Genomic DNA, 13,271 nt, shown 5'->3' with positions numbered 1-13,271 from the left:
ATTTCATAATTTCCTCGCAATGACGATTTTCGATTCACCCTCTATTTCGGTGTTTCAGGTTTAGGTGGTTCTTCATTTGTCTTCTCGCCCCCTTCTTTTGGCGTATTTTTCCTATTTTTCTCGGCCTGATCTAATGTCTTATTGCGTTGTTTTAATCGTGCTTCTGCCCTGTCGGCAATACCTTGTCTTGTTTTATCATCCATTCCTATTGGACTTAATGCTTTTTGTCCTGCATCATGAGACATTTTACCACCAATTTCAGTAGCCGAAGGCCCAACAGCACTAGTTAATTTTACTACCATACGTCCTGAAAATTCGACATAACCGTACATACCGTAAGCAATAATAACTAGAGCTACGATATTTTGCATATTTACTCCCATCATACCCGACATATAATCCATTCCCCAAGGGGCAAACCAATTAATACAGAAGATAGGTACATTCAGCAATGCAACAGGTAAAATAGTACCGATAAACGGAATTTTTATCGGTAAAGCACATTTCCAACACACGCTATAACCTAAAACAAAATCTAGATAAATGGTAAATAGCTGTGTTAGCACTATAATACCTGCCATCATAACTACCGGTTCTATCATATAGCGGATCGTAAACCTCACCCAATTATCAAATAAATACCTAGTAAAATCAAATAATAAGAAACTAATAAATAAAGGGGCTATACCGATTAATATACAAGTTGCCATAAATGCCATAATATAAACGGCAACAGCTCTAAGTGCAGTAATAATTACTATACCAACCGCAATAAAAGTAATTATAAAATATATAATACCGCTAAGCCCAAGAGCAAGAAGTGCAAGTAATTGAGCGATAAAGGTTTGACTAAAAAATATTTTACTCATTACTGCATCTAAAAACATGAAAGGATTAGAAATAGTATTAGTAGAAGTAAACAAACTATATCCACTCATATTAGCAATAATTGAGTCTGAAAAATTGGTAATTGCATCAAAAAGATAGTTATTAAAAAATTCAAAGGTATTACCGTTCATAAGTCCGCTAACTACCCCGATTTTTGCTATTCTAATTACTAGCTCTTTTTGGTTTATCTTAGCAAAACCAAGCAAAAACATTGCTCCGTAAGTCATCACATACAGAATTAAAATTGCTTTAATATAGGTAAAAAAGTTAGTACAGGACGAGCTATCATTAGCTTTATAACATACCATATTTTTAAAAATAGAAGTAGCAGCCCCTTGCACTTTAGTTTTGAATAACTGAAGTAACGGATTCATTACTTTAATAGTAAAACTTCCTACTTTTAAGGATGTTGAGAAATGTACTTTATAGCTACCTTCACTATCTTTATAGTCCCTTAAATTATTACCAGGATCATTTAGAATTTTCATCCATATATAACCCGCCTCATTTGCGTTAAAGCTATATTTACCTTCACTATCAACGCTAATTCCTTGAGGTGAATAGGTTTTACCGCTAGTATTCGGGTTTTCCGAAGGCTTTACTATTATGTATTGCACTCGTCCTCGATCAGCAAAAGTATCGTTAAAACTATTACCGTTTTCTCTATAGCATTTAGTCTGTTTAATATTTAAAACGTATCCTCCCGTATTCTTACTACTATCTTGTGAGGTAGGAGACCACAGCCTATATTGTAAATAACTTTTTTCAATATTACTGTTAAAAGGTATATTATATATAACTTTATATAAATATTTACCGTCTTTATCTTTATAGTCAGACGGTTGATCTGTATCTACAACAAATTTAGCAAATTCTAGCTTAGAAGGCAGAGCTTGACTTACAGAACCCGCATCATTCATTTGATATATTAATCCAGTTGGTCCTTTGCCTCCTTTACCGTCTGCCGTATACCAAAATCTCCGATTCTTTTGAAAATCTCCATCGCTACATATTCCCGAAGTACAATTTACACCTCCAATATAATCTTTATCTTTTGGATTACGATCGCTAACACTATCAGGACATTGATCATTTGGAGGAATATTAGCATTATTAGAACATTGAAGGGCTGAATAGTCGGTAAATAATTTACCTGTGTCGTCAGACCACGAAAATGTAAAACTCCCATCATCTAGGTAGTTTTCTGGTGCTGGTCTAGTTATATTAACCCAAGCCATACATTTCTCTTTACATTCTGGTTTCTTATCACAATTAGAATTACAGCCGAATGCTCCCCAGTCGCAACCTACTTGCTCAAACCAGTTAAGGCACCTCCATGTGACTTTACAATTCCAATACTTCTCTTTTAACTCGCAAGCATTGACATACTCACCTGAATAAACAGAATATTTTCCACAAATTGGATTATAAGTAGTTTTATTCTCTGAACAATCTTGCGTAACTTCAGCACCTTTAAAAGTATCCTTAACTGTTGCATCCGTATTGGCAAAATTAGGAGATACGGAAACTAAAACTCTATCATTGGCGTATAATTCGGCAATATTACGCCATTCATTATTTTTTGCATCCATTATTAGAGAGACAGGTGGATTATTTGCATCGTTAATACGAGGAATCGAGATCATTTGACCGTTATCGTCTAAATTAGATCCAGCCCCTGTACGTTGTAAATTATCTTTCGGTATATAAGCTAAACACAAACTAATCTGACCGACCACTTGTAAATTCACCGGTTGGCCGTTTTCTACTAGCACCTGAGTATTTAGCCATTCACCGTAACGAGTAGGATCAGGAATAAGCCGAGTCGTGCCGTCGGGCAACATCTTAGAAGTGTTTACATAATTAGCATTAGCATTAAGGGTTATAGTACCGGTTATTGAATCCGCCCCTACTTTACCGTCCGACGCATATCTCATGTAGCAGCCATCACCGACTTTTACTGCTCCTATCATACCAAGTGCTGCAAAAATAAAGCAAACTAACGTTGCTACTATAGCAAGTACTCCTAAAACTTTTAATAAGTTACTCTGCATATTCTATCATTTACCTCCACCCGAACCGCTTGCTAAATCCCCGCCTTGCTGCTCTCCCGCTTTACGCTTACCTCTAACATCCGGCTTATCTCTTACCGGCGGCTTACCTTGCGAAACCATAGCAACATCCTTAAGGAAAGCTGCTCCTTTCTTTACTAAATCAACGATTTTAGTTGGACTTGCCGTTACTGCATCCATATTAGGACCATTAGTTAAATCAGAAGCAAATCGCCCTATAGATTTAGAGAAGTAATAAAAAATAACCGAAAATACTAATACGCATAAAAGTTCCGCTAAAATAGATACAACATCTCTAACAATTGATTTTATTGGAAAAAGTATCAATAAATGCTCTTCCCAACCTTCACCTGCATAATATTCTAACATTTTATATCCAAAACTTTCCTGACATTTATCTGCCCCGCCGACAGGAAGCCTTAACTCAAAAGTACTAAATCTAATATCCCCTTTTTCATAATCATATCTAAGGAATTCACAATTTTTAAATATTGCGGAATCATACATAGTTATTAATAAAGCTATAAAACCTGCTATTACTGCCGGCTGCAATGCACATGAAATACATACTTTTAGCCACCCGTCAAAATAAGCTTTTGTACGAGTAAATAGAGCCATAGGAATGAATATAGGAGAAATATATGTCATAACGTAAATAGTAATCATGCAGACTAAATAATGCGTAATAAAATATAAAAGTATAGATAAAAATATTACAGAAAATACTAAACCTGCTGCAAGTATAATAACGTTTCCGGCCATAAAGAATCCAAACATAACGGTAAAAAATCTAAGTGCTCCTGCTTTACTTAAATCCTTCGGTCTGTCATTTTTGCCGTCAGGCTCAAAATTAGGTATAGGTGTATTATTACCACGGGGACCATTGCCGACCACATTCCCTAACACTCCATTTTTATCTATATTATAAAGTAAATCCAAACCAAGATAATAACCTATACGGCAATCAATCGCGTCCCATAAACCGTAAAATTTATAACCGTCCTTATATTTTGAATTATCAAATTGACATAATCCTCTAGAACCTGCTGCATTAAAGATCATCTGCGCAAAGTCCGGTGCTGCTCCTGTCAAAAGAGGTAATCCATATTTTAACATACCGTTTTCTTTTGTCGGCTGACCGCCGCTAAAATCTAAAGGTCCAAGACCGATAGAAAAATAAGTAACAAATAAGAATTTTATTACAAAAAGAGCTATTTTTTCAGTACTTGCATATTCTGTATTTAGAGCCATATTAAAGGCAAAAAACATAGTATAAAGAATTAATGCCGCACCTATAATTCTCTTTAAATAACCTTGAAACGTAGAAAAAGCAGCAAGATTAGTTATTCTAGAATTGTGATCTTGAACACTACAACTCTTTCCAGCAAAAAATATTTTATTAAGCGTTTCGCTCAAACACTGAACTGCAAGACCGGAAAAATTAATTAACGATTGACTATAATTTGCTCCCGTATAGCAACTTTTTCCTATATTACAATTCTCATCCTCAGGAGGAGGTGGAGTCGGTGTAGCACTCAAAGATTTACATGCTACCGGCATCGGTCCCCTTGACGTAGGCATAACTAAACATAGATCATTATCCCATTTTTTAACCGTTAAAACGATATTCTTTAATACAGGATTTGCTCCAAGATCAGGATTATTATCGATACTTAAATCACTAATCTTTTTAGAGTCACCTTCATTTAAAGTATACATGGTGCAAGGGCTACTACTACCTTCTACATTTTTAAAACAAAACGTTATACTAGACGCAACTGAGTTACAATTACCTCTCGGATCTTTCATATCAATATTACGAATTATATAGCCATATGCCGTGTCCGTTTCTAAATACCCATCTGAAGTAGTCGGTAAACTAGAACATGATTCTCCAAAGCCAGCAAAGCTAGCTAAGCTTACAGACGCTATAAAAACTATAATAAATATCTTTAAGGTTTTAAGAGTTTTCATTAAAACTATTATCTTTTTTTTCTGTTACTACGCCGCTTTTTACTAACTCATCCCATGCCTTTTCAGCATTTGCACGTCGTTCTGATATTTCTCCTCCTTCTTGTTCTCTTACTCTTCCTCCTCCGCTTGCTACTAGTTCATTCCATGCTTTTTCTACTTTTACACGTTTATCTCGAATCTCTGCATTTTCCCGTATCTGTTTTACGCCTGTCGGATTATCATGTTCCTTTAAGTTAAAACTATAATCAATTATTCCTGACCCCTTACTTGTACTGTCAACTTTTTCTTGCGGTGACGTAGTAGTATTATCTTCTTTTCTGTCGTTTTCTATATTTTTATTTTCTTCTACCTTTGCTTTTTCTGACTTATTAAGTTCATCAGCTAATTTATCAAATTTATGAGTGACACTATTATCCCTTTCTCTTATCTCAGTTACTACACCGCTATCGACTAATTCATTCCATTTCTTTTCTGCATTCGCACGTCGCTCCGATGTTTCTTCGCCTTGCTGGTCTCTTATTCTTCCTCCCCCGCTTGCTACTAATTCGTTCCACGCTTTCTCTACTTCTGCACGTTTATCACGAATCTCTGCATTTTCCCGTATTTGCTTTACTCCTGTCGGATTATCATGTTTCTGTAAGTTAAAACTATAATCAATTACTCCTGTACCTTTACTTGTGCTGTCAACTTTTTCTTGTGGAGCTGCATTATCAACTTTTTCCTGTGAAGGCGGAGTATTATCAATCTCTTTTTTACTTTCTTGATTATTAACTCTTATGATTTTTCCAACACTTTCAGCTTCAATATTACTTTGTGGTGCAGGTGTAGAAATAGAAGTTCTAATACTAGCAGGCGGTGGTGAAACAGCTTCTGTAGGAGCAGGAGAAGTAACAACATCTGATCTTGCTTCACTACTTACAGTTTTTGGGCTAGAAGTTGCTACAGAAGACGAAGCTATCGGCGTTGTTACCGCAGGTGCCGACGTACCTCCGCTTGCAGCAATATTATCATTTGGTAGTCCGCCTTTCCCTACCTCTAAATCACTTGCTCCTCCACCTTGACCAGCGTTTAAATCACCAACTCCTCCTCTACTTGCTATCTGATCGCCCCCCTTAGTTGCAGCACCCGCAGTAGCAAGTACTGCCATAGCTGCCTTAAATATTGCTTGCGGCTTTATAGCAACATTATTAAGAGCTACTCCTTCCGTCATATCTGCAGCAAATTCAGCTAGCTGACTACTAAAATTATACATCAAATACAATGTAAAACATGCCGTAACTAACGCAAGCAATATATTTTTAATTTTCTCAAAAAGCACTTTTGGAGACATAAAAAACATTCCGGGACCCAAAACTACTCCCGATAAAAACTGGAATTTAGCAAGAAATTTATCGGTAGTGGTATTACCCGGTTTACTATCGACAATTTCACTTACACTATCTTTTGCAAAGTTAAATGCCGTGGTAATAGGGTTATTTAACATATAACCTAAACTATTTTGACAGCTTTCTACGGCATCTTTATCAGGATATTGTGACGTATCATCCCAATCATTATTAATGTAAAATATTAAAACATCCCTATTAGAAGTAATGCCACCTTGAATTTTGTCTTCTATACTATTGTGAATTAACTTGCTCTTATATTGACATTTACCGTAGAAACCATAATCATATACCGAAAACATCGTGATCATAAAAGTAACTACCACCATAGGTTGTAGCAAGAACGAGATCATTAGTTTAACCCAGCTATCAAAATAATTTCTTGTATATGCGAATAAAAACATAGGTACAAAAAGAGGAGCCAAAATACCGAGTATTACTATAGATATCATACACATAATCGTTGCATTAACCATAAAGGCAGCAACCGAAATCACAAGTAACGGATAAGAAAGAGCGAGTGACACCAACATCATATTACCGGAGATTATCGCCGGAATTAGCAAATAAATATATGGTGGAGCACTAAAACTAAAGAAATCAAAATTTAAAAAATCATGACTGCGATAAGCATTTTCGACAAGTAACGTAGATAATATATCAAGCCCTAAATAATGAGCTACCCTACAATCTAATGCATCCCATAATGCAATATAAGAAACGGTACCGTCATAAGAAAGATTGTTAAATTTACATAAACCGGACGGAGCAGCATTCATAACCCAACTTGCTAAACCGTTTATACCGTCAAGTAAGAAAGGAAACGCCCACTGAATCATGCCGTCTAACCGGTCATACGGAGAACCATTACCAGGGGTTATATTAATTCCTATTGAAAAATAAGTTACGAATATCATTTTCAATATAAAATTTATATACTCACTTTTTGGCGGTACTTCACCTGCAAGTAATAGTTTAAAGCCAAAAAACATAACATATAAAGTTAGAAAAGCCGTAACTATTTTATACATTCCTACTTGAAACTGAAAGAATGTACTATCTTGCCTTGAAGCTAAATTAACCACTTGGCTTACATTATCAAAACTACAAACATCTTTACTAATTATTAATCTAGCAATCATTTGCCTCATACATTCTATAAGAGGAGAAGTCATGACTACTGCAGTTTTTGAAGCATTATAAGCTTTTTGATAACATCCATCACCCGCTGCACTACAGGAAACTAAAGCTAAAGGATCGGTAGGAGTTTCATTTGGATCCTCAATAAAATCCTTATCTGCTACATCCATAAAGCTATTATACATGGATTTTGGAAACGGCTCTTTCATATATTTACAGCCGACGGGAACGTCTCCTGTAAATCCTTTTGTCGATACGCATATTCTATCTTTATCTTGAATAACTTTCCAATATATTACAGGAAAGCCTACATCAAATGCAAAACCGTCATCACCGGGCTTACCACTATATGGAACATGATATTCCTTTTTTTTATTTACCCACGCTTTCCTTATATCATCCCAAGGGTCGCTCCCTGTTAAGACGGCTTTAGCAATAGCAAGTGCCGATTCTGCAACAGATTTTGCCCGAGATACAATTAATTTAGCATTATTACATAAAGCAAAGCGTAATTCTGGATTTTTAGGATCAATTCTGTTTTCACGAGTACATTGACCTCCGGGGAAATTCCCAAAATTACTATCGTTAAATAAATCACTGTCGTTTATTTTAAGCTTTAAAAACGTATTCATGTATAAAATGGGAGAGACAAGATTCATTACCGCAAAAGTAAAGAACGGAGCAACAATACATGTATGAGAAAATTCAGTACGCAGCAAATCGCCTACGCCTTGGGTTTCGCAAGTTAAGCCACTCAAAATATCTACAATGCTATCAAGAGTATCTTTAGCATGCGTTTTAGTAACTAGCCCTAAATTTAGGGCAAAGCTTAATACTAATATTATAAGTATACTACGAGGAAATAATTTCATAACTAGTTACTTGCCTCGCATTGTAAAAATGTCATCCCGTGACTTGTCCACGGGATCTCAGAATACAGTCTATGAGACAAGATCCCACGGTCAAGCCGTGGGATGACAGACAGGAATCTATAATGTTTTAACTGCTTCATAAAATATAGGTAACCATTTATCCGGATCATTGCCGTGTTTCTCTCTAATTTGATCGAGCAATACTACAGTCTCAACTCTACCGGATAAAACACTGATTATGTTATCCATACCATCTAAACTAACTTTTGCAACTACGGCATCTATTCCTTGTTTTATTAAAAAATAACGTGTAGTAGGGTCGGTAGTTTTAATTAAAATATATTCTCGCTGACTTAACATAAATGCACTACGATAAATATCCGTAGCTTTCAAATTAGGTAAAAAAATCTGCGTGGCTGTTTGTTGAATCAACGTATCACTAATTCTACTTTTTGCGGCATCTTCAACACTCTGCGTAGCAAATATAACAAAAGTATTTAATTTTCTCAACACTTTTAACCAATCTTTGATCTTAGGTGCAAATACCGGATTATCGATTAAAGCCCATGCTTCATCAAGTACTATCATAGTTTTCTGCCCATCTAAAGAGATATTAATACGATGGAAAATATATAGTAATACCGGTGCAAGGCTTACAGGATCTTTAAGTAATTCAGTCATATCAAAACCGAATACTCTTGCTTTTTGTAAATCAATATCATCTATTTCATTGTCAAATATCTTAGCGTGTGAACCTTTACCGACCCACATTGCAATCCTACTTGCCAAACTATTTGGTGTATCAATACCAAGAAACGCTATAACATTACTAAGCCTTCTGTCTTTTTTTTCTAATCTAAAATTACCGCTTACCGCTTGAGATAAGATTTTATTATCTTGTGCAGTTAAACTTTCACCGTTAGAAGTTACAAGCACGCGAAACCACTCTAAAATAAACGTTCTATTCTCACTAGTATCTTCAAGCTGTAAAGGGTTAAAGTTGCATTTTAAACCCGGATCAATTACTGTATAAACTCCGTTTAAAGCACGTATAAATATTTCTGCTCCTCGATCTTTATCAAAAAAGAACATACGAGGTTTGAATTTTTGTGCTTCAGCACATAAGAAATTCATAAGAACTGTTTTACCGGCACCGGTTGGACCGATAATGAGAGTATGTCCAACATCCCTTACATGGAAATTAAAATAAAACGGTGTACCTGAAGTAGTATCAAGTACTGTGACATATTCTCCCCAATGGTTATCTCTAATTTTACCGAGCGGATAATTATGTTGTGAGGCAAAACTAGCCATATTAAGAGTATTTATAGTGGATTTACGCACTATATAATCCATATTTCCCGGCAACTGTCCCCAATAGCTAGGTTCCATGTTAACTTTTTCTCTAACCGGCTGAATTCCTGAATTAGAAAGCTCAACTGCTGCCATTGACAATATATCTTCCAAAGCTTTAATATTATTTGCGGAACATAAAAGCGATAAATGATGCTCACCGAAAGCGATATCACCGCTAGTGGCCATATCAAGGGCCGTATTAATTTCAGCAATTTGTGAAGTAGCTTTATCACCGGATTGTATCATTCTATTTTGCTGTAATTGCATTCTACCGATCGCTACTGTCCTATTAACAAAGACAAAGCTTTGCGTCATAACAAATTCAAAAGGCATTTGCAGAAATCCGTCAAAAATTCCTGCCGAAGTATTAGGACCGTATTCAAGTATACTGATCATTCCGGCATATTTCTTACCAAGCGGACTTCTTGCTTCAATAGTACGAGAATCAAAAAATAAGCGATGAGTCGGTAAATATTCGTCAATAGTACCACGCGGTAATGCTATAGGACCCGGTGAATCGCCGCAATTGATTAAAGATGAAAGGAATTCTAAAATTTCACAATAACTACCTGACTGCGTTTGACGAACTCCAAGTAATCTTGCTCCGTAACTTCTGAATGTATTAACCACTCTAGTTGACATTTCTTGAAGATTTTCTTTCATCTCTTTCATATCGTTTTCCCAAGCGGTTTTATTAGATTTCTGTCTAAGCTTCTTTAGAAAATACTCAACTATGGCAATACCGCCAGTATCAGGCTTATATAAAATACTAACATATAATTCGTTAAAAAACGACCTAGCCCCAGCATGTTTCTTACGCCATTCTACACCTAAATAAGTAATAAAATCATTAGGGACTTTTACGGTAGGATCATAAGTAAATTCCGTATCGTCAAATATTACTGCTTTACGTCTTCTAATAGTATGGAAATACATAATGATATTTCCCGAAGCCATATTTTTAAGTAAGGCATTTCTGATATTCTTTTTAATGTCTAGATCTTCATCATCAGCAGTTTCAAAAGAAAATCCATTTATTTTAATAACTTGTAATAAAGAATTATCTTTTGTTAAAATAGTATTACTATCCCAATGACATTTATAAGGAATAAAATGTGAAGTGGGTCTTTCTTGTTGAGACCTTAATTCTTTAGCTGCTCTAGTTCTAAATAACTTCATTACCTCACCTGATTTAACTATTTTGATTTATTTTGTCAGTTATACCTCTTTTTATGTCATTCCCGCGTAGGCGGGAATCCAGTAGTAACATTTAATGTCATACCGCGACTTGATCGCGGTATCTTAGGACACACAGTCTGTGATACAAGATCCCGTGGTCGTAGCCACGGGATGACAACAAAAAATCTGGATTTCCGCCTACACGGGAATGACATAAAACTCAAATATTATACGAATTTGCTCCGTAGTAAAATTTATTAGGACATTGGTTAGTTCTTGACATTTTATTTAAATATAGCTCTATGAATCTCGGTTCTTTAAAACATATAATATAAGCTACCAAATGCAAAGCAGCTGCAATGAATAAAATCATAATGCCGTTATTCCAAATAAATACTATCATCGTCATTATCATATTTAATGCAGCAAACTTAATACTTACTCCAAATATCATAGGCGGTCTAGTTAACCCTACAAATAAAAGATCGGATGCTAATGTTCCTACCATACAAAACCTCTATTAATTTATATTAATATCAAACATAGTTGACAATATTGAATTCGGTGCTTCACTATTCACAAAATGTACGTAACCGTTATTATTTTCAAGGGCATTAACTGCTATCTTAATTAATGCTTCTTCAATGAAATTATTACTATCATCTAACATTGATTTCAACAAGTTAATATCTCGTATTTTTATATTATACGGAAACGTCTCGGATACCTGTAATATCTCATATGGCAATATTAAATGTTCTGCACTTAATGCAGAAGCAATTGTTGCTACCGTTAAGTTAACATTTAATAAATGCGTTTTCTCCTGATCGTCGCTCGCAAACGGTGCTATCACGGGTATAATATTATTATCTGCAAAATTTAATAAAATTTCTGGATTAATCATAATAGGCTCGCTTAAAAAACCAATATTTATAACATCATGATTTACAATTTTTCGGTGAAATAGCTTTGATTTTTTTGCTTGCAGTAAATTAGCATCCTTACCTGAAATACCAACTGCATAACAACCTATACTACTTAACTTTGTTACTATAAGCTTGTTAACGTAACTGGATAAAATTTCCATAATAATAGGATTATTTAGAGAACTATAGTCGCTTATTTTACTAATTTTTTGACTAAAATTTTTATCTATTTGTGATATTAAAGACGAACTTCGTAAATCAATATGATCATGTACTATATATATTTTAGCACCGCACATCTCAAGCAATCTAACAGATTCAATAAAAGCCGTAAATAATTTATCGTCAATAATAATAGTAGCAGATAATTTTAGAACTATTGCTTGATTCTTCAACTCACTACTACACTTTATTATATTCTTAATTATAGCAATGTTATTTAATGAAGAAATACTATCTACCTCTTTATTTTTGAGGTTTGATCCATTTTGCCAAACTAGCTTTAAGTTCTCTTGCACCTTCTTTACTCCTACTACTTACATACATAACATTACATGAGTAGTTTAAAGTTGCAAGAAAATTCTGTGCTTCATCGTTAAGGTTTTTATGATCCGTAACTTTATCGGATTTTGTGAAAATAATTTGAAATTCTCTTTTATTTGCCAGTAATAGATCAGCTACTTTCTTATCATTTTCTTTTATACCCCTTCTTGAATCAATCAATAAGTTAACTAACCTTAAATTATAACTATTTCGTAAATAATAACTAATTAACACTCCCCACTGCTCTTTGACTGATATAGGAACATTAGCAAAACCATAACCGGGAAGGTCAACTATAATAAGTTTATCTGCAAGGTTAAAGAAATTGATTTGCCTAGTACACCCTGGAGTATTAGAAACTTTAGCAAGATTTTTATTATTACATATCGTGTTTATTAGGCTTGATTTGCCGACATTTGACTTACCAACAAAAGCAATTTCCGGTAATGAAAAATTGGGGATTTGATTTATATTCATAGCACCGGCTACAAATTTAGCTTGATGACGAAAAAGCTTACTGCCATCAGTTGATTTTGTAGGCACTATTTTCTGAGTAGTCATAATTTGCTTTCGTAACCATGCAACAACACTGAGTTAGGAATGGCATCAGCAGACTTCAATAACACTATAAGTGAGCTAGCATGACATTAAAAAATATGGTAGCGGGGGCTGGATTTGAACCAACGACCTTCAGGTTATGAGCCTGACGAGCTACCGAGCTGCTCCACCCCGCAATAATTGAGAATTAACGATTTATCTGTGTTATATTTTGACTTAGTCCAATACTACGTGAATATTGTTAGTGTCATTCTTGCGTAGATACCGAGTAGTCGTAGACTGCACGGCAATCCAGAAAAAATAATAAAAAAATTCTATAAATCAGAATTTTTTACTGGAGTGCTTCGTCAATTGCTATGCAATTTCCTCGCAATGACG

Annotated in this window: 7 protein-coding genes and 1 tRNA gene; all 8 read right to left on the bottom strand. The window is 34.9% G+C overall.

Annotation, left to right across the window (positions count from 1 at the left end; genetic code table 11):
• Positions 1–41: 41 nt before the first annotated feature.
• Positions 42–2,942 (bottom strand): TrbL/VirB6 family protein, encoded by a 2,901-nt coding sequence (locus tag MCC_RS01265; protein ID WP_014408199.1) that lies wholly within the window; start codon positions 2,940–2,942, stop codon positions 42–44.
• 6 nt (positions 2,943–2,948) lie between these two features.
• Positions 2,949–4,934, bottom strand: a complete 1,986-nt coding sequence (locus MCC_RS01260) for a TrbL/VirB6 family protein (protein WP_014408198.1) — start codon at positions 4,932–4,934, stop codon at positions 2,949–2,951.
• Positions 4,921–8,331, bottom strand: a complete 3,411-nt coding sequence (locus MCC_RS01255; protein ID WP_014408197.1) for a TrbL/VirB6 family protein — start codon at positions 8,329–8,331, stop codon at positions 4,921–4,923. Before MCC_RS01255 ends, MCC_RS01260 begins: the two co-directional genes overlap by 14 nt.
• Before the next feature lie 117 nt (positions 8,332–8,448).
• On the bottom strand, positions 8,449–10,866 hold the full coding sequence (locus MCC_RS01250) for a VirB4 family type IV secretion/conjugal transfer ATPase (RefSeq protein WP_014408196.1): 2,418 nt from the start codon (positions 10,864–10,866) through the stop codon (positions 8,449–8,451).
• A 220-nt stretch (positions 10,867–11,086) separates the two neighbouring features.
• Entirely contained in the window at positions 11,087–11,374 is a 288-nt protein-coding gene (locus tag MCC_RS01245) for a type IV secretion system protein VirB3 (RefSeq protein ID WP_012152425.1), read from the bottom strand.
• Between the two features lie 12 nt (positions 11,375–11,386).
• A complete protein-coding gene (locus MCC_RS01240; protein ID WP_014408195.1) occupies positions 11,387–12,310 on the bottom strand; it encodes an amino acid kinase family protein in 924 nt (307 codons plus the stop codon).
• Positions 12,258–12,896, bottom strand: a complete 639-nt coding sequence (gene yihA, locus MCC_RS01235) for a ribosome biogenesis GTP-binding protein YihA/YsxC (RefSeq protein WP_014408194.1) — start codon at positions 12,894–12,896, stop codon at positions 12,258–12,260. The genes MCC_RS01240 and yihA overlap by 53 nt, the downstream gene beginning before the upstream one ends.
• Positions 12,897–12,992: 96 nt before the next feature.
• Positions 12,993–13,069, bottom strand: a tRNA-Met gene (locus tag MCC_RS01230).
• Positions 13,070–13,271 lie beyond the last annotated feature (202 nt).

It is taken from the genome of Rickettsia rhipicephali str. 3-7-female6-CWPP (assembly GCF_000284075.1).
In the GTDB taxonomy this organism is placed as follows: domain Bacteria; phylum Pseudomonadota; class Alphaproteobacteria; order Rickettsiales; family Rickettsiaceae; genus Rickettsia; species Rickettsia rickettsii.
The sequence above is the reverse complement of the archived record's forward strand: the minus strand, read 5'-3'. Positions and strand labels throughout refer to the sequence as shown.

Coding starts and splice junctions, on each gene's coding strand:
- MCC_RS01265 (WP_014408199.1), bottom strand. CDS start 2,942: ATGCAGAGTAACTTATTAAAAGTTTTAGGAGTACTTGCTATAGTAGCA.
- MCC_RS01260 (WP_014408198.1), bottom strand. CDS start 4,934: ATGAAAACTCTTAAAACCTTAAAGATATTTATTATAGTTTTTATAGCG.
- MCC_RS01255 (WP_014408197.1), bottom strand. CDS start 8,331: ATGAAATTATTTCCTCGTAGTATACTTATAATATTAGTATTAAGCTTT.
- MCC_RS01250 (WP_014408196.1), bottom strand. CDS start 10,866: ATGAAGTTATTTAGAACTAGAGCAGCTAAAGAATTAAGGTCTCAACAA.
- MCC_RS01245 (WP_012152425.1), bottom strand. CDS start 11,374: ATGGTAGGAACATTAGCATCCGATCTTTTATTTGTAGGGTTAACTAGA.
- yihA (WP_014408194.1), bottom strand. CDS start 12,896: ATGACTACTCAGAAAATAGTGCCTACAAAATCAACTGATGGCAGTAAG.